Consider the following 18,456-nt stretch of genomic DNA (forward strand, 5'->3'; position numbering starts at 1 on the left):
GCAAGCCTACTGGCGGCGGAGCGGACCACCCCGGCGAGGCGTCGGCGCCGCGCCGCCGACGAGCGTCACCCCGGCGGTCTGCATCGCATGCAGCGCCGTCCGCACCGTGTCCGGCGCCACCCCGGCCGTGTAGTCCAGCAGCACCCGCGTGTCGAATCCCTCGCGGACCGCATCCATCGCCGTCGCGCGCACGCAGTGGTCGGTGGCGATCCCGACCACGTCCACGGCGGCGATCTCGTGGTCCTGCAGCCAGTCGGTGAGCGAGTCGCCGTCGCTCGAACTGCCCTCGAACCCGGAGTAGGCCGCCGCGAAGTTGCCCTTGCCGAACACCTCCTGGATCGCGGAGGTGTCCAGCGCCGGATGGAACTCGGTGCCCGGCGTCCCGACCACACAGTGTGGCGGCCAGCTGTCGCGGAAGTCGGGCCGGTCGGAGAAGTGCGGCCCGGGGTCGATGTGCCGGTCCGCGGTCGCGACGATCGCGGCGTACCGCGGACGTCCCGGCGTGGCCAGGTAGTCGCTGACCGCCGCCGCGACCGCTGCGCCACCCGTCACGGCGAGGGAGCCGCCCTCGCAGAAGTCGTTCTGCACGTCGACGATGATCAGGGCCCTGCGAATGGTGGTGCTCATGACTCGATTCTTCACGCGAAGTCGCCGACGTACCGCGTCGGGACCGCCGCCTCGCCGTGCGAGAGCTTGAGGCCCTCCCACGGCAGACTCACCAGGTTCCGGGCGAGCAGTTCCCGCGCGTCGTCGAGACCGGGCAGGTCGGGTTCGAGCTCGCCGCCCCGGACCATCGGGATCATCAGCGGACGGCCGGTCAGACCGCCGCCGTCCGGAACCGGTGCGTCCGCCGGGTACACGACCTCCTCGACGATCGTCCCCGTCGTCCGGGCGAACCGGATGGCGCACTTGCCGCCGCCGCGCGACGACTTCTGGCTGCTGCGCTTCTCCACCGGAATGCCGTCGACCTCGACCAGCTTGTAGACCATTCCCGCGGTGGGCGCACCGGACCCGGTGACCAGCGCGGTCCCCACGCCGTAACTGTCCACCGGTTCGGCCCTCAGTGCCGCGATCGCGTACTCGTCCAGGTCGCCGGACACCACGATCCTCGTCTTCGTCGCGCCGAGATCGTCGAGCTGGCGGCGCACCTGCCGGGCCCACACCCCGAGGTCGCCGGAATCGATCCGCACGCCGCCCAGCTCCGGCCCGGCCACCGCGATCGCGGTCTTGACGCCCTCGGTGATGTCGTAGGTGTCCACCAACAGCGTGGTGCCGACGCCGAGCTTGGCGACCTGACCGCGGAACGCCGCCGCCTCGTCCGGGCCCGCGGCGGTGGTGTGCAGCAGGGTGTACGAGTGGGCGCTGGTCCCCGCGCCGGGCACGCCGAAGCGGCGCACCGCCTCGAGGTTGGAAGTGGCGGTGAACCCGGCCAGGTAGGCGGCGCGCGAGCACGCGACCGCGGACTCCTCGTGCGCGCGCCGGGAGCCCATCTCGATCAGCGTCCGGCCGTCGGCGGCACTGATCATCCGGGCCGCCGCCGACGCGATCGCGCTGTCGTGGTTGAGGATCGACAGGATCAGCGTCTCCAGCAGGACGCACTCGGCGAACGAGCCCCGGACCGACAGGATCGGCGACCCCGGGAAGTACAACTCGCCCTCCCGGTAGCCGTCGATGTCGCCGGTGAACCGGTAGTCCCGCAGCCAGGCCAGGGTGTCGTCGTCGAGGAACGTCGACGCGACCGCCAGCTCGGGTTCGCCGAACCGGAACCGCTCCAACGCGTCCAGCAGCCGTTCGACACCGCCGACGACGCCGTAGCGGCGGCCGTCGGGGAGGCGGCGGGCGAAGGCTTCGAAGGTGCAGTGGCGCTCGGCCGAGCCGTCGGCCAACGCGGCCGCGAGCATCGTCAGTTCGTACTGGTCGGTGAGCAGTGCGGTGCTGGTCGCGGGCTGGGACCACTGGGAGTTCGTCACGCCGTCACCCTACGAGCAGCCGGGCCGCCGGGACCGGCGTGGACCCGGCGTTTCGCGCGCGTGGTCCGCAGGGTATTGCTCGCGCGGTGTTCAATTGGTCCGGATGGCGTCGTAGTCTGGACATATGGCTCCGCGCCCGTACATCACTCTCATGGCCGTGCCGATGGCCAGCATGCCCACCCCGGCTCCTTCGGTGCTGCCCGAACAGGCAGAGGTCACCGACGAGGACGAATCGCTGAACCGGCCCTGGGTGACGGTGGTGTGGGACGATCCGGTGAACCTCATGCACTACGTGACGTTCATCTTCCAGAAGCTGTTCGGCTACAGCAAGGCCAAGGCCACCGATCTGATGATGCAGGTGCACAAGGAAGGCAAGGCGGTCGTCTCGTCCGGTTCCCGGGACAAGATGGAGCACGACGTGCAACGCCTGCACGCGGCCGGCCTCTGGGCCACCATGCAGCGCGACAGCTGAGCCACCCCCTGACTCGGAAGGACTGCCAGGTAACCACCCGTGCGCACATGGAGCCGTAAGAACTCGCTGGGCGGCGTCAAGATCCGGTCCGAGATGGATGCCAGGGAGGCGTCGGTACTCAGGTCGCTGGTGACCTCGGTGCTCGGCCTGCTCGAGGACCGGTCGGCGTCCGCGCCGCAGGACGATCTCGCCGAACTCACCGGACTGCGGACCGGCAACTCCGCCGCCCCGACCGACGCGACGCTCGCCCGGCTGCTGCCGGACTTCTTCGGGTCCGGCCGCGACACGGTGGACCCCGATTCCCGCGACGCCAACGACAACGGCGCGCTGCGCAGCCTGTACGAGCCGGAGATCATCGACGCCAAGGTCGCCGCGGGTGCGGTGATCCTGCAGACCGTCCCCGCCGACGGCGGCAAGGTGGTGCTCACTCCCGAGCAGGCCGAATCCTGGCTGTACGGCCTCAACGACATCCGGCTCGCGCTCGGCACCACGATCGGGATCGACGCCGACACCCCCGACGAACTCGACCCCGACGATCCGCGGGCGCCGCACCTGGACGTCTACCACTGGCTCACCTGGATGCAGGACTCCCTGGTCCAGGTCCTCCTGCCGTGACGGTGGTGCCGGGGCCCCGAAACGCCCTGACCGACGTCGCAGGCCTGCTCGTCGGCCACCACCACGAACTCGACGCCGACGCCACTCTCGGGTCCGGGCGGGCCACCGGCTGCACCGTCGTCCTCACTGCCGGCGGGGCGACCGCGGCGGTCGACGTGCGCGGCGGCGGACCCGGCACCCGCGAGACCGACCTGCTCGACCCCAGTCACAGCGTCCGGAAGGTGGATGCGGTGCTGCTGACCGGTGGCAGCGCGTACGGCCTTGCTGCCGCCGACGGGGTGATGCGCTGGCTCGAGGAACGCGGCCGCGGCATCCCGATGGATGCCGACGGTCACGTGGTTCCGATCGTGCCCGGCGCGGTGATCTTCGACCTGCCGGTCGGGCAGTGGTCGGTGCGCCCGACCGCCGATCACGGGTTCCTCGCCGCGGACGCCGCCCGCACCGACTTCCGGCGGGGGAGTGTCGGTGCCGGCGTCGGCGCCCGTGCGGGAATCCTCAAGGGCGGCATCGGCACCGCCAGTGCCGTGCTCGGCGACGGGCCCGCCGCGGGCGCCACCGTGGCCGCGCTGGTGGTCGCCAACCCGGTCGGGTCGGTGTTCGACCCGGCCACCGGACTGCCCTGGGGGGTCGCGCCCGGCGACGCGGCCGCGTGGGGACTGCGGGTGCCCGACTCCGCGGAACTCGCCGCCGCGGTCGAACTCGGCGGCAAGGGGACCGTCCTCAACACCACCATCGGAGTCGTCGCCACCGACGCCCCGCTGAGCAAGGCCGCGTGCCGCCGCGTCGCGGTCGCCGGGCACGACGGACTGGCCCGCGCCATCCGCCCCGCGCACTCACCGCTCGACGGCGACACCCTGTTCGCGCTGTCCACCGGGACACACGACCTGCCCGCCCCCGCGGCCGAGGTACCGGCCGCGTTCCCGCCCGACCTGCCGGTGCTCGACGCCGTGTGCACCGCCGCCGCGGACGTCGTGTCCCGGTCGATCGTCGACGCGATCCTCTCCGCCACCACGGTCGCCGGGATCCCCAGCTACCGCGACCAATTCCCGTCCGCGTTCGCCGGGTGAGTCAACGCGTGTGAGCCCCCGCCGACCGGTCCCACATGGGTAGGCTCGGGGCATGACCCAGCCCACGTCGTCCTTCCCGGTGCCCGGGCCGTCGAATTCGCCCGTCCCCACCGGATCTCGGCCGCAGTGGCAGCAGGCGGCGATCGCGATCAGCGCCTTCGTGGTCGGGTTGTACGTGCTCGAGTTCATCGACATGCTCGTGGGCAACCGGCTCGACGGCGGCGGCGTCGAGCCGCGCACGCTCAGCGGGCTGTGGGGCGTCCTGTTCGCGCCGGTCCTGCACTACGGCTGGGGGCACCTGCTCGCCAACACGCTCCCGCTGCTCGTCCTCGGATTCCTGGTGATGCTGTCCGGCATCGCACGTGGGCTCGAGGCGACCGCGATCATCTGGGTGGTCGGAGGCCTCGGGGTCTGGCTGACCGGCGGGTCCGGCACCAACCACCTCGGGGCATCGGTGCTCGTGTTCGGCTGGCTCGCCTACCTGATCGCCCGGGGCCTGTTCACCCGGCACTTCGGGCAACTGGCACTGGGGCTCGTGGTCCTGCTGTTCTACGGCGGAATGCTCTGGGGCGTGCTGCCCGGCCAGCCCGGGGTGTCGTGGCAGGGACACCTGTTCGGCGCGGTCGGTGGTGTCCTCGCCGCCTGGATCCTCGCCTCGGATGTGCGGGCCGCGCGCGCGGCGAAAGCGCTGCCTCGGTAGTCGCCCGGCGGCCCGGATCGGGGCCGGGGGCGGGCGGGTGTGACGGCAGGCTCAGCGGCCGGTTCGGGGTGCGTTCGTCTCGATTCGGGCCGATCCTTTTTCGTCACCGGCCGGGCGTGGCAGCATGACCCTTATGCGCATCACCGTCCTGGGTTGTTCGGGCAGCGTCGGCGGGCCCGACTCGCCTGCGTCGGGCTATCTGCTCACCGCACCGGACACCCCGCCGGCCGTCATCGACTTCGGGCCCGGCGTACTCGGTGCCCTGCAGCGGTACGAGGATCCCGGGGCGGTGTCGATCTTCCTGACCCACCTGCACGCCGACCACTGCCTGGACATCCCCGGACTGCTGGTGTGGCGCCGCTACCACCCGAATCCGCCGGCCGGGCGGGCCCTGCTGTACGGCCCCGCGGACACCCACCCCCGGATCGGATCCGCTTCCGCGGAGTCCGCAGGCAGCATGGACGACGTCTCCGACACCCTCGACGTCCGGCGCCTCACCGACGGCGGCACCTTCGACTACGGCCGGCTCACCGTGCAGTCGGCCCGGATGTTCCACCCGCCGGAGGCGTACGGCCTCCGATTCACGAACCCGACCGGCCGCACGCTGGTCTACACCGGCGACACCGGCATGTGCGACCAGGTGGTCGAGCTCGCCCGCGATGCGGACGTGCTGCTGTCCGAGGCGTCGTGGACCCACCACCCGGACCGTCCCGTCGGCATCCACCTGTCCGGTGCGGAGGCAGGCAGGCTCGCCACGCTCGCCGGGGTCGGGGAGCTGCTGCTCACCCACATTCCGCCGTGGACCTCACGCGAGGACGTCATCGCCGAGGCGAAGGCCGAGTTCTCCGGTCCCGTCCACGCCGTCAGCGCGGGCGACGTCTTCGATATCTGAGCGGCCGTGCCGTCCGGTCGGCGCAACCGGCGGTGTTGTCCCGTCGGGCGGCCGACTGTGTTGTCCGGTCGGCGCGGCCGACTAGGCTCACCGGGGTGAGCAGACGACTGGACGGTAGGGCGGACGACGAGCTCCGCGAAGTGAAGATCACCCGAGGATTCACCAGCCATCCCGCGGGTTCGGTGCTGGTCGAGTTCGGCAACACCCGCGTGATGTGCACGGCCAGCGTCGAGGAGGGCGTGCCGCGCTGGCGGAAGGGCTCCGGCCTCGGCTGGCTGACCGCCGAGTACGCGATGCTGCCCGCCGCGACCCACACCCGCAGCGGCCGCGAGTCCGTCAAGGGCAAGGTCGGCGGCCGCACCCAGGAGATCAGCCGCCTCGTCGGCCGCTCCCTGCGCGCCTGCATCGACCTCGCCGCCATCGGTGAGAACACCATCGCCATCGACTGCGACGTGCTGCAGGCCGACGGCGGCACCCGCACCGCGGCCATCACCGGTGCCTACGTGGCGCTGGTCGACGCCGTCAGCTACCTGCGGGCGGCCGAGTTGCTGTCCGATCCGCAGCCGATCTCCTGCGGCATCGCCGCGGTCAGCGTCGGCGTCGTCGACGGCCGCGTCCGGCTCGACCTGCCGTACGAGGAGGACTCCCGCGCCGAGGTGGACATGAACGTCGTCGCGACCGACACCGGCACCCTCGTCGAGATCCAGGGCACCGGCGAGGGCGCGACCTTCCCGCGCACGACCCTCGACAAGCTGCTCGACTCGGCCCTCGCCGGCTGCGAGCAGCTGTTCGAGGTGCAGAAGGCCGCGCTCGCGCTGCCGTACCCGGGCGAGCTGCCCGAGCCGAAGACGCCCGAGAAGAAGAAGTTCGGTGCCTGAGCGGTCGGATACGGGCGCCGATGGCACCGTCCGGCTGCTCGTCGCGTCCCGGAACGCGAAGAAGCTGGGCGAACTGCGCCGGGTGCTGGAGACGGCAGGCGTCGAGGGCATCGAACTCGTCGGCCTGAACGAGGTGCCGGAGTTCCCCGAGACGCCGGAGACCGGCGCGACCTTCGAGGAGAACGCCCTCGTCAAGGCTCGCGACGGGGCCGCCGCCACCGGATTGCCCTGTGTCGCCGACGACTCCGGGCTGGAGGTCGACGCACTGAACGCGATGCCGGGTGTGCTGTCCGCGCGCTGGGCGGGCGGTCACGGCGACGACGCGGCGAACACCGCGCTGGTGCTGGCGCAGCTGTCCGACACCCCGGACGACCGGCGCGGCGCGGCGTTCGTGTCCGCGTGCGCGCTGGTGGTGCCGGGCGGCGTCGAGCGCGTGGTCCGCGGGACCTGGCCGGGGTCGATCGCCCGCGAGCCCCACGGCGACGGCGGCTTCGGCTACGACCCGGTGTTCCGGCCCGAAGGGGAGGAACGCACCGCCGCGCAGCTCACCCCGGCCGAGAAGGACGCCGCCTCGCACCGCGGCCGCGCGCTGGCCCAGCTGGTCAGGGATCTCGCCGCTCTCGCGGCCCGCGGCTGACGTTCCACCTCCCGCGTAATTCCCGAATGGCCCATTCGTTCAGTTGAACTGAACGAATGGGCCATTCGGGAAGAAGGGGGAGTGCGCTCTCAGAGGTTGAAGGCGGCCTTGACCTCTTTCGTCCGCCGGTGCTCGGCGACGAACGAGAGGAACGGGATGGTGCCGGCGAGCGCCGTCGCGACGATGGTCGTGGCCTTCCAGCGCGCCTTGATCGCCAGGTCGATGGTGAAGGCCAGGTACAGCATGTAGAACAGCCCGTGCACCTGTCCGATGTAGAAGAACCACGACGGCGCGCTGCTCGCGTCGGACAGGATCAGGTACTTGTAGATGAGTTCGGCCGTGAGGATCAGCAGCCAGACGCCGGTGATGTACGCGAGCGCCCGGTAGCGCGTCAGCGCCGAGGCGATCTTCTTGGTGTCGCGGACTTCGGTGGTGGTGACGGTCTCGTCGGGGGCCGTGCTCACGTGCTGCTCCTATCGGCCTCGCTCGCCCGGAGCTGCGCGAGGTAGTTGTTGTACGCCTGGTGGGCCTCGTCGTCGGGGTCGTCGGCGTCGAGGACCTCGGCGGCCTTCTGGTTGCGCTGCGGCAGCAGATCGGCCGGGATCTCGCGGGGTGCGTCGCCGTTGGCCGCCTTCGGCTGGTCCTCGGGTGCGACGTCCTCCAGCTGCACGAACCGGCGGTACGCGTAGACCACGAACGCGGCGAACAGGGGCCACTGGAACGCGTAGCCGAGATTCTGGCCGTTACCGCCGACGGCCTCGAAGCGGGTCCACTGCCAGTAGCCGAGAGCCAGGCATGCGGCGGCCGCAACGATGACGAACACGATCAGTGCCGGTCGGCGGCGGGAGGGTGTACGGGCCACACCTCGACGGTACCCGAGGTGGGAAGGGGTGAAGCCGGTGGTCGGGGAGGTGAGGGTCACAGTTGCCCTGCCCGACAACTCCAGCTGTGGTGCGCGAGGGGGGACTCGAACCCCCACGTCCGAAGACACCAGGACCTAAACCTGACGCGGCTGCCAATTACGCCACTCGCGCGTGCAGGACAGACTATGCCACGGCATCGTCGCCGGACGCACACGAGGAGTCTGCCCCCCGAACTGGTTTCTGTGGGCCGATCCGACGCCCTCCAACACCGACGCCGCAGGGGTCGGCCGTGAAGGTAAAGAGGACTTCGATGCTCGAACCACAAAAATAACGGTTGGATAACGATCAATGTGAGGGATTCCTCAACTTTGCTACTCACGGGTACTTCGCACTGCCAGCGCGTTCTTCCTTACCGGAAAGTCACTTGGACGACTGTCCTGTGAGCTGCGTCACGCCTACTACCTGGTAGAACACCGCACCTGGACGGTAAACGTGAGGAATTCCTCATGATCCTGTGTCACCCTGTTCGCACCCCCCGAAGAACCGCCCGCGAGCGCGACGATGCGCCGTCGGGAGGTTGTGACGTCGGCGGGTTCCGACCAGGAGAGGACCATCCAGCGTGACGATCGACGAGAGCACACCACTGGGCAACGGCGACGGCACCTCGGGTGCCCGGTTCGCGCCGGCCCGGGCCGGCGCCGCGAAGTCACCCCTGCGGGATCGGCTTGTCGCCGGCGAACCCTACGCACTGGCCTTCGGCGGACAGGGTGCCGCCTGGCTCGAATCGCTCGAGGAACTCATCCGTGACAACGGCCTCGAGCCCGACCTCACCGCACTTGTCAACGAGGCGGCGGACGCGCTCGCGCCCGTCGCGCAGGACCTCCTCGTGGTCCGGCCGATCGGCTTCGACCCCATCGGCTGGATCCTGGAACGGGACGTCGCCGACGAGGACGCAACCGACGCCGGACCGTCCGCCGAGGCGCTGACCTCCGCGTCGGTGTCGATGCCCGGCGTGCTGCTCACCCAGCTGGCCGCGCTGCGATCGCTGCGCCTGCAGGGCCTCGACCCCGCACAGACCGCGCCGGTCGCGGTGATCGGGCACTCGCAGGGCAAGGTTGCCGCCGACTCCGTCGCCGACGGCGGCGCCTCCGACGGCGCGCTGCTCGCCATCTCCCAGCTCATCGGTGCCGCGGCGGTCCTGGTCGGCCGTCGGCGCGGCATCATCGGCAGCGGCGAGCGCACCCCGATGCTGGCGGTCTCCGACGTCGACCCGGCCCGCATGCAGGCCATCGTCGACGAGCTCGCCGCAGGCGTCGACGCCGAGCGCGGCGTCGTCATGGCCATCCGCAACGGGCGTCGCCGCGTCGTGCTGTCCGGCCCGCCGGCACAGCTCGCCCGCGTGCAGCAGCGCGCCGAGCAGATCGCCGCCGAGGAGGCCGCCGAGCGCGAGGCCAAGAAGCGCGGCGGTGCCGTGTTCTCGCCGGTGTTCGAGCCCGTTGCCGTCGAGGTCGGATTCCACCACCCCGCGCTGTCCGACGCAGTCGACACCGTCGGCGCCTGGGCCACCCGCTGTGGCCTCGACGTCGAGCGCGCCACCCGCCTGGCCCGCGCCTGCTTCACCGACTCCGTCGACTGGGTCGCCGACGTCGATTCCGTCGTCGACGCCGGCGCCGCCTGGATCCTCGACCTGGGCCCCGGCGACCTGCTGACCCGCATGACCGCCGGACCGCTGCGCGGCAGCGGCGTCGGCATCGTCGCCGTCTCCACCCGCGGCGGCCAGCGCAGCCTGCTCACCCCGGGTGCGGCACCCGAGGTGGCCAAGGCGTGGTCGTCGTTCCGCCCGTCGCTGGTGTCGCTGCCCGACGGCAAGGTCGCCGTCGAGACCGCGTTCACCAAGCTGACCGGCCGCTCGCCGATCCTGCTCGCCGGCATGACCCCGACCACCGTCGACCCGAAGATCGTCGCGGCCGCCGCCAACGCCGGCCACTGGGCGGAGCTCGCCGGTGGCGGCCAGGTCACCGAGAAGATCTTCGCCGACCACGTCGCCGAGCTGTCCTCGCTGCTCGAGCCCGGCCGCGCGGTCCAGTTCAACTCGATGTTCCTCGACCCGTACCTGTGGAAGCTGCACGTGGGCGGCAAGCGCCTCGTCCCGAAGGCCCGCGCCGCGGGCGCCCCGTTCGACGGCGTCGTCGTGACCGCGGGCATCCCCGAGCTCGAGGAAGCCGTCGCGATCATCGGCGACCTCGGCGAGGCCGGCATCACCCACGTCGCGTTCAAGCCGGGCACCGTCGCGCAGATCAAGTCCGTGATCCGGATCGCCGCCGAGGTGCCCGACTTCCCGGTCATCGCACACATCGAGGGCGGCCGCGCCGGTGGCCACCACTCGTGGGAGGACCTCGACGACCTGCTGCTGAGCACCTACTCGGAGCTGCGTGCGCGGCCGAACCTGGTGATCTGCGTCGGCGGCGGCATCGGCACCCCGGAGCGGGCCGCCGACTACCTGACCGGACGCTGGTCCGAGCAGCTCGGCTACCCGGCGATGCCGGTCGACGGCATCCTCGTCGGCACCGCCGCGATGGCCACCCTCGAGGCCACCACCTCGCCCGACGTCAAGCAGATGCTCGTGGACACCCCCGGCACCCCCGACTGGGTCGCCGCGGGCACCGCGACCGGTGGCATGTCCTCGGGTCGCAGCCAGCTCGGCGCCGACATCCACGAGATCGACAACGCCGCCTCCCGCACCGGCCGCCTCCTCGACGAGGTCGCCGGCGACGAGAAGGCCGTCGCGAAGCGTCGCGACGAGATCATCGCCGCCCTCGACGTGACCGCGAAGCCGTACTTCGGCGACGTCGCCACCATGACCTACGAGCGCTGGCTGCGCCGCTACCTCGAACTGGCCGTCGGGATCGACGCGGCCAAGGAGTTCGACTGCGGCACCGACTGGGCCCAGGCGTACGCCGACGCCACCGAGTCGGTCTGGCTGGACATCACCTGGCGGGACCGGTTCGCGCAGATGCTGCAGCGCGCCGAGGCCCGGCTGCACCGCAACGACCGCGGCCCGATCGTCACCCAGTTCGCGGACGAGCAGATCCTGGAGCGTCCCGAGGCCGCCCTGTGCACCCTGCGCGCGTGCTTCCCGGACGCCGGGACCACCGTGCTGCACCCGGCCGACGTCGCGTTCTTCGTCGCACTGTGCAAGACCCCCGGCAAGCCGGTGAACTTCGTGCCGGTGGTCGACAAGGACGTGCGCCGCTGGTGGCGGTCCGACTCGCTGTGGCAGGCCCACGACCCGCGCTACTCCGCCGACCAGGTGTGCATCATCCCCGGCACGGTCGCCGTTGCCGGCATCACCCGCGCCGACGAGCCGGTCGGTGACCTGCTCGACCGCTTCGAGAAGGCCACCACCGACGAACTGCTCGCCGCAGGTGCCACCCCGCTCGCCGTGGCGGGTCGCCGTCGCACCGAGGGCGCAGGCCTGTTCGGTCTCGTTCTCGCCGCGCCCGACGTCCTGTGGGCCGCGCGCCTGACCCGCAACCCGGTGCACCGGCTCGGCGACCTCGACGCCTGGACCGTCACCGACACGGAGGGCACGCACGCCACCACCGGCGCCACCCTGCGTCTGCTCGACGACAGCCGCGTCGAACTGCGGGTGCCGCTCGTCGGCGACCGTGCGGTCACCATCGCGATCACCGTCCCCGACTCCACCCGCGACGGCGGCGCCCCCGTGGTCACCGCCGAGGACGCCGAGGCCGCGATGTCGGCGCTGCTCGCTGTCGCGGCCGGCCAGGAACTGCCGACCGTCAAGGGTGACGTCGCCCGCCTGAACGTCGCCTGGATCCCCGACCTGGTCGCCGACCACTCGGGCGTCACCGCCTCCGGGCTGCCGACGTCGCTGGTGCCCGGCGCGAACGTGGTGCCGGACGTGCTCGTCGGCGCCTGCTGGCCGGCGGTGTTCGCGGTGCTCGGTGCCGCGCAGACCACCGACGGCGTGCACGCCATCGAGGGCATGCTCGACCTGGTCCACCTCGACCACGCGGTCAACCTGGTCGACGCCGTCCCGGCCGACGCGGCGGTCCTGACCGTCAAGGCCGAGGGTGTCTCCGTCGTCGACACCGACCTCGGTCGCGTCGTCGAGGTCCACGTCGAGGTCGGCGCCATGCGCGGCGAGCAGGGCACCGCCGCCCCGACGTTCGCGACGATGGTCGAGCGCTTCGCGATCCGCGGCCGCAGCGGCAAGGCCGAACTGGCCGATCCGCAGCGCGCCGGTGGTTCGCTCACCGAGGCCGCCGTCGACACCCCGCGTCGTCGCCGCCGCCAGACCACGATCGTCGCGCCCCGGCACATGGCCGCGTTCGCGCAGGTCTCCGGGGACCACAACCCGATCCACACCTCCGACAACGCCGCGCTGCTCGCCGGGCTCGGCAGCCCGATCGTGCACGGCATGTGGCTGTCGGCCGCCGCCCAGCAGGTCGTCGTCGCCGTCGACCCGGAGGCCACGGTCCCGGCACGTCGCCTGACCGCGTGGACCGCCCGATTCCTCGGCATGGTCCGCCCCGGCGCGCTGATCGACGTCCGCGTCGACCGCGTCGCGCACGACGCCGGCGCCGAGATCGTCGAGGTCGGCTGCCGTGTCGACGGCGAGCTCGTCATGGTCGCCACCGGCCGCACCGCGGCCCCGAAGACGGTGTACGCGTTCCCCGGCCAGGGCATCCAGCGACCCGGGATGGGTCTGGACGCGCGCGCCCGCTCCAAGGCCGCCCGCGAGATCTGGGACCGCGCCGACAAGCACACCCGCGAGACTCTCGGCTTCTCGATCCTCGCCATCGTTCGTGACAACCCGACCGTCGTGAAGGCCCGGGGCGTCACCCACAAGCATCCGGACGGCGTGCTGCACCTGACGCAGTTCACGCAGGTCGCGATGGCCGTGCTCGGTGTCGCGCAGGTTGCGGAGCTGCGCGAGGCCGGTGCCTTCGTCGAGGGTTCGTACCTGGCCGGTCACTCGGTCGGTGAGTACAACGCGCTTGCCGCGGTCGCCGGGGTGCTGCCGCTCGAGGCGGTGCTCGAGGTCGTGTTCCAGCGTGGCTCGGCCATGCATGCTCTGGTGCCGCGCGACGCGAACGGTCGCTCCAACTACCGGTTGGCCGCGATCCGGCCGTCGCAGTTCGGTGTCGACGACGCCGATCTCGAGGTGTTCGTGTCGGGCATCGCCGAGGAGACCGGCGAGTTCCTGCAGATCGTGAACCTGAACCTGCGCGGTTCTCAGTACGCGATCGCCGGCACCGTCGCCGGCCTCGACGCCCTGGAGAAGGAGATCGACCGCAAGCGCGCCGAGATCGGCGGCAAGCGGGCGTTCATCGTCATCCCCGGCATCGACGTGCCTTTCCACTCGAACGTTCTGCGCGGCGGCGTCGACGACTTCCGGGAGCGGCTGCTCAAGCTGCTGCCCGAGGAGATCGACCCGGCAATCCTGATCGGCCGCTACATCCCGAACCTGGTGCCCAAGCCGTTCAACCTCGGCCGGGACTTCATCCAGGAGATCGCGGACCTGGTGCCCTCCGAGCAGCTGAACGCGGTCCTCGCCGACTTCGACAGCTGGTCGGCGAAGCCGGTCGAGCTGACCCGCGTCGTGCTCGCCGAGCTGCTGGCCTGGCAGTTCGCCAGCCCGGTGCGCTGGATCGAGACCCAGGACCTGCTGTTCGGCGAGGAGGCCGACGGCGGTCTCGGGATCGAGCGGTTCGTCGAGATCGGTCTGGCCGCGACCCCGACCGTCGCGAACCTGGCGTCGCAGACCCTGAAGCTGCCCGGTCGCGTCGGTGGCCCGGTCGAGGTGCTCAACATCGAGCGCGAGGCCGGCGTCGTGTACTCCACGGACACCGACCCCGCTCCGGTCGACGACGAGCCCGAGGCTCCGGCCGCCCCGGCCGCGGAGGCCGCTCCGGCGGCCGCGGCTCCGGCTCCCGCCGCGGCCCCGGCCGCGGCGGCCGGCGGCCCGCGTCCCGACGACATCGCGTTCGCGGCGTCCGACGCCACCAACGTGCTGATCGCGCTGTGGACGAAGCTGCGCCCGGACCAGATCGGCCCGGCGGACACCATCGAGGCGCTGTGCGACGGCGTGTCCTCGCGCCGCAACCAGCTGCTCGTCGACCTCGGTTCCGAGCTGTCGCTCGGTGCGATCGACGGTGCGGCGGACGCCGACATGGGCTCGCTCGCGGTGACCGTCAACAAGCTGGCCCGCACCTACAAGCCGTTCGGCCCGGTGCTGTCCGACTCGCTCAATGACCACCTGCGCAAGGTGTTCGGCCCGTCCGGCAAGCGTCCGGCGGCGATCGCCGAGCGCGTCACCAAGGTGTGGGAGCTCGGCGCGGGCTGGGCCAGCCACGTCACCGCAGAGGTGGCGCTCGGCACCCGCGACGGCTCCAGCGTCCGCGGCGGAGCGATGGGCGGCCTGCACGAGGGCGCACTGTCCGACGGCGGCGCCGTCGACGCGGTGATCGACGCGGCCGTGCAGTCGGTCGCGGCGCGCCGCGGGGTCGCGGTGTCCATGCCTGCGGCAGGCGGCGGCGCCGGTGGCACCGTCGACGCGGCGGCACTCGGTGAGTTCACCGAGCACATCACCGGACGCAACGGCGTGCTCGCGTCGGCGGCCCGGCTGGTGCTGGAGCAGCTCGGCCTGGCCGATCAGGCCGCCGCGGCGGTCGCCGAGGCCGACACCGAGCTGGTCGACCTGGTCTCCGCGGAGCTCGGCTCCGACTGGCCGCGCCTGGTCGCGCCTGCCTTCGACGCCCGCAAGGCGGTGCTGTTCGACGACCGCTGGGCGTCGGCCCGTGAGGACCTGGCCCGGCTGTGGATCGGCGACCATGCGACCGTCGTGTCCGTCACCGACTCCGACTTCACCGGCGCAGGCAGCGCCGTGGCGTCGCACGCCGACTTCTGGCGGCGTCGCGCCGAGGCCGAGGGCCGCGAGGAACTGGTCGGCGTCTACGCGACCATCGCCGAGGCGGCGCAGGTCAAGGACGCGCTGTCCGGTCCGTGGTCGGACCAGGTCGCGGTCGTGACCGGTGCCAGCAAGGGGTCGATCGCGGCGTCCGTCACCGGACAGCTGCTTCGCGGCGGTGCGACGGTGTTCGTCACCACCTCCCGCCTGGACGAGGAGCGGCTCGGCTTCTACCGGAAGCTGTACCGCGACAACGCCCGTGCCGGCGCGTCCCTGTGGGTGGTGCCCGCCAACATGGCGTCGTACACCGACGTCGACGCACTGATCGACTGGATCGGCCAGGAGCAGACCGAGACCGCGGGCGGTGCCAAGAAGCTGGTGAAGGAGGCCGTCACCCCGACGCTGCTCTTCCCGTTCGCCGCACCGCGCGTGATGGGTGAGCTCTCCGACGCCGGCGCCCGCGCCGAGATGGAGATGCGGGTCCTGCTGTGGTCGGTCGAGCGGCTGGTCGCCGGGCTGTCCGCGATCGGCTACGACCGCGACGTCGACACCCACCTGCACGTGGTGCTTCCCGGTTCGCCGAACCGTGGTCTGTTCGGCGGCGACGGCGCGTACGGCGAGTCGAAGGCGGCGCTCGACGCGCTGGTCGGCCGCTGGAACGCGGAGCGCAGCTGGGCCGAGCGCGTCACGCTGGTGCACGCGCTGATCGGGTGGGTGCGCGGTACCGGCCTGATGGGCGGCAACGACCCGATGGTCGACGCCGTCGAGGCCAAGGGCGTGCGCACCTGGTCGACGGACGAGATGGCCGAGCAGCTGCTCGGTGCCTGCACCGCGGAAACGGTGAAGCAGGCCGCGGCCGCACCGGTCACGATCGACCTCACCGGCGGACTCGGTGACGCGCAGCTGGACCTGGTGGCGCTCGCCCGTGCCGCCGCGGAGGCCGAGCAGGAGGACGCGGACGTCGAACCCGAGGGTGAGACGATCGCGGCGCTGCCCGCACCGCCGCGGATCATCGACGAGCTGCCCGCCCCGGCGTGGCCCGAACTGGACGTCACCCCGGCGGACCTGGTCGTCATCGTCGGCGCCGGAGAGCTCGGCCCGTACGGCTCGGCCCGCACCCGCTTTGAGATGGAGGTCGACGAGCAGCTCTCCGCGGCCGGCGTCCTCGAGCTGGCCTGGAACACCGGGCTCGTCGCCTGGGAACAGGATCCGCAGCCGGGCTGGTACGACGCCGAGACCGGTGAGCTCGTGCCGGAGGAGGAGATCGCGGACCGCTACCACGACATCGTCGTCGAGCGCTGCGGCATCCGCCGGTACGTCGACGAGGGCGCCATGGTCGACAACACCATGCCGCTGATGACGTCGGTGTTCCTCGACAACGACCTGAGCTTCGTGGTCGGATCCGAGGCCGAGGCGCAGGCGTTCGTCGACTCCGATCCGGAGCACACCGTCGCGTCGCAGGACCCGGAGAGCGGCGACTGGCAGGTCACCCGCCGCGCGGGCACCGAGATCCGGGTGCCGCGCAAGGCGAAGCTGACCCGCACCGTCGGCGGCCAGATCCCGACCGGGTTCGACGTCACCACGTGGGGCATCCCCGCGGACATGGCCGGGTCGGTCGACCGGGTCGGCCTGTGGAACCTCGTTTCCACCGTCGACGCGTTCCTGACCAGCGGCTTCACCCCGTCCGAGCTGCTGCGCTGGGTGCACCCGTCGACGGTGGCCAACACGCAGGGCACAGGCATGGGCGGCATGACGTCGATGCGGTCGCTGTACATCGACACCCTGCTCGGGGAGTCGCGGCAGAACGACATCCTGCAGGAGGCGCTGCCGAACGTCATCGCCGCGCACGTCATGCAGTCGTACGTCGGCGGCTACGGCGCGATGGTGCACCCCGTCGCGGCCTGCGCCACGGCCGCGGTGTCCGTCGAGGAGGGCGTCGACAAGATCCGCCTCGGCAAGGCGACGTTCGCGGTCGCCGGCGGCTTCGACGACCTCGGCATCGAGGGCATCGTCGGGTTCGGTGACATGTCCGCCACCGCGAAGTCGGAGGAGATGACCGCCAAGGGCATCGCCGACCGCCGGTTCTCGCGGGCCAACGACCGCAGGCGCGGCGGGTTCGTCGAGTCCGCCGGTGGCGGCACGATCCTGCTGGCCCGGGGTGACCTGGCGCTCGCGATGGGTCTGCCGGTGCTCGGTGTGGTCGCCTGGGCGGGTTCGTTCGCCGACGGTGTGCACACCTCGATTCCGGCTCCCGGCATCGGTGCCCTCGGCGCCGGTCGCGGCGGCCAGGATTCGCAGCTGGCGCTGTCGCTCAACGCGCTCGGCGTCACCGCGGACGACATCTCGGTGATCTCCAAGCACGACACCTCGACCGCGGCGAACGACCCGAACGAGGCCGAGCTGCACGAGCGGCTCGCGGCGGCCCTGGGCCGCAGCGAAGGCGCCCCGCTGTTCGTCGTCTCGCAGAAGACCCTCACCGGGCACGCGAAGGGTGGTGCGGCGGCGTTCCAGCTGATCGGCCTGTGCCAGGTCCTCGGACAGGGCGTCGTGCCGCCGAACCGCAGCCTGGACTGCGTCGACGACAAGATGGCCGAGTACTCGCACCTGGTGTGGCCGCGCGAGGCGCTGAAGTTCGGTGAGCAGTTCCCGCTCAAGGCGGGCCTGCTGACCAGCCTCGGCTTCGGCCACGTCTCCGGTCTGATCGCGGTCGTGCACCCGCAGGCGTTCGTCGAGTCGGTCCCCGCGGCCGAGCGGGAGGCATACCTGGAGCAGGCCCGCACGCGGACCGTCGAGGGTCAGCGCAGGCTGGCGTCCGCGATGTGCGGTGGCGCGGACCTGTACGAGCGGCCCGCGGACCGGCGCTTCGGCGGCGACTCGGTGCCCGCGAAGGCGGCCCGTGAACTCGAGGCGAGCGTGCTGCTCTCCGAGGCCGCGCGCCTCGGTGACGGCGACGTCTACCGCTCCGAGATGCCGGGGTGCAAGTAGATGGCCATTCTGGGGATCGGTTTCGACCTGGTGACGGTGTCCGAGTTCGCGGAACAGCTGTCCCGGCCGGGCACGGCGATGAAGTCGAGCTTCCGGCCGGGGGAGCGTCGCTACTGCGAGGCCAAGGGCGACCCGGCCCGGCACTACGCCGTCCGTTGGGCCGCGAAGGAAGCGGTGATCAAGGCGTGGGCGTCCTCCAGGTTCGCCCGGCCACCGGCCGTCGGTGACAACGCCTACGTGCAGGTCGAGGTCGTCAACGACGCCTGGGGCCGGCCGTCGATCAAGCTGCACGACGAGGCCGCCCAGTTCCTGCCTGGCGCGATCATCCACCTGTCGCTGACCCACGACGGGGACATGGCCGGTGCGATGGTCGTCATCGAGGAACCCGACCTCGTCGCGCCCGTGACGCGCTGACAACTGGCACAACCGGCGGGGCCGGACGG

Annotated in this window: 13 protein-coding genes and 1 tRNA gene; 9 read left to right on the forward strand and 5 right to left on the reverse strand. The window is 71.8% G+C overall.

Going from position 1 to position 18,456, the window contains the following annotated elements; genetic code table 11:
• Window positions 1-6: 6 nt before the first annotated feature.
• Both ACWEPG_RS10780 and ACWEPG_RS10785 read right to left on the reverse strand, forming a co-directional pair.
• Window positions 7-627, reverse strand: a complete 621-nt coding sequence (locus tag ACWEPG_RS10780; RefSeq protein ID WP_450116977.1) for an isochorismatase family protein — start codon at window positions 625-627, stop codon at window positions 7-9.
• Window positions 628-638: 11 nt separating this feature from the next.
• The gene (locus tag ACWEPG_RS10785; RefSeq protein ID WP_452594374.1) at window positions 639-1,970 is read right to left on the reverse strand and encodes a nicotinate phosphoribosyltransferase; all 1,332 of its coding nucleotides are present in this window, start codon (window positions 1,968-1,970) and stop codon (window positions 639-641) included.
• A 124-nt stretch (window positions 1,971-2,094) separates the two neighbouring features.
• On the opposite strand from ACWEPG_RS10785, the gene clpS reads away from it, so the two are divergent.
• From clpS to rdgB, 7 genes are all read left to right on the forward strand, one after another.
• The gene (gene clpS, locus ACWEPG_RS10790) at window positions 2,095-2,442 is read left to right on the forward strand and encodes an ATP-dependent Clp protease adapter ClpS (protein WP_450116979.1); all 348 of its coding nucleotides are present in this window, start codon (window positions 2,095-2,097) and stop codon (window positions 2,440-2,442) included.
• 39 nt (window positions 2,443-2,481) lie between these two features.
• Window positions 2,482-3,057, forward strand: coding sequence for an oxidative stress transcriptional regulator AosR (gene aosR, locus ACWEPG_RS10795; RefSeq protein WP_450116980.1), 576 nt, complete (start codon window positions 2,482-2,484; stop codon window positions 3,055-3,057).
• Window positions 3,054-4,124 carry a P1 family peptidase gene (locus ACWEPG_RS10800; RefSeq protein WP_450116981.1) on the forward strand — a complete coding sequence of 357 codons (1,071 nt, stop codon included), beginning with the start codon at window positions 3,054-3,056 and terminating at the stop codon, window positions 4,122-4,124. Before aosR ends, ACWEPG_RS10800 begins: the two co-directional genes overlap by 4 nt.
• Window positions 4,125-4,176: 52 nt before the next feature.
• Window positions 4,177-4,824 carry a rhomboid family intramembrane serine protease gene (locus tag ACWEPG_RS10805; protein WP_450116982.1) on the forward strand — a complete coding sequence of 216 codons (648 nt, stop codon included), beginning with the start codon at window positions 4,177-4,179 and terminating at the stop codon, window positions 4,822-4,824.
• A 133-nt stretch (window positions 4,825-4,957) separates the two neighbouring features.
• Window positions 4,958-5,716, forward strand: a complete 759-nt coding sequence (locus tag ACWEPG_RS10810) for a cyclic nucleotide-degrading phosphodiesterase (RefSeq protein WP_450116983.1) — start codon at window positions 4,958-4,960, stop codon at window positions 5,714-5,716.
• Between the two features lie 95 nt (window positions 5,717-5,811).
• Window positions 5,812-6,594 carry a ribonuclease PH gene (gene rph, locus ACWEPG_RS10815; RefSeq protein WP_450116984.1) on the forward strand — a complete coding sequence of 261 codons (783 nt, stop codon included), beginning with the start codon at window positions 5,812-5,814 and terminating at the stop codon, window positions 6,592-6,594.
• A 34-nt stretch (window positions 6,595-6,628) separates the two neighbouring features.
• Window positions 6,629-7,231, forward strand: coding sequence for an RdgB/HAM1 family non-canonical purine NTP pyrophosphatase (rdgB, locus tag ACWEPG_RS10820; protein WP_452594537.1), 603 nt, complete (start codon window positions 6,629-6,631; stop codon window positions 7,229-7,231).
• A gap of 89 nt (window positions 7,232-7,320) precedes the next feature.
• Here the strand turns inward: rdgB and ACWEPG_RS10825 are convergent, their stop codons facing one another.
• The 3 genes from ACWEPG_RS10825 to ACWEPG_RS10835 all read right to left on the reverse strand — a co-directional run bounded on the left by ACWEPG_RS10825 (window position 7,321) and on the right by ACWEPG_RS10835 (window position 8,265).
• A complete protein-coding gene (locus tag ACWEPG_RS10825; RefSeq protein ID WP_450117238.1) occupies window positions 7,321-7,695 on the reverse strand; it encodes a DUF3817 domain-containing protein in 375 nt (124 codons plus the stop codon).
• Complete coding sequence (locus ACWEPG_RS10830; protein WP_450117237.1) at window positions 7,692-8,093, reverse strand: transcriptional regulator; 402 nt, start codon at window positions 8,091-8,093, stop codon at window positions 7,692-7,694. Before ACWEPG_RS10830 ends, ACWEPG_RS10825 begins: the two co-directional genes overlap by 4 nt.
• A gap of 87 nt (window positions 8,094-8,180) precedes the next feature.
• Window positions 8,181-8,265, reverse strand: a tRNA-Leu gene (locus tag ACWEPG_RS10835).
• Window positions 8,266-8,713: 448 nt separating this feature from the next.
• On the opposite strand from ACWEPG_RS10835, the gene ACWEPG_RS10840 reads away from it, so the two are divergent.
• Both ACWEPG_RS10840 and acpS read left to right on the forward strand, forming a co-directional pair.
• Complete coding sequence (locus tag ACWEPG_RS10840) at window positions 8,714-18,013, forward strand: fatty acid synthase subunit beta domain-containing protein (protein WP_452594375.1); 9,300 nt, start codon at window positions 8,714-8,716, stop codon at window positions 18,011-18,013.
• The gene (gene acpS / locus ACWEPG_RS10845) at window positions 18,014-18,427 is read left to right on the forward strand and encodes a holo-ACP synthase AcpS (protein ID WP_450117117.1); all 414 of its coding nucleotides are present in this window, start codon (window positions 18,014-18,016) and stop codon (window positions 18,425-18,427) included.
• The last annotated feature ends 29 nt before the right edge of the window (window positions 18,428-18,456 follow it).

Source organism: Rhodococcus sp. NPDC004095 (assembly GCF_053604015.1).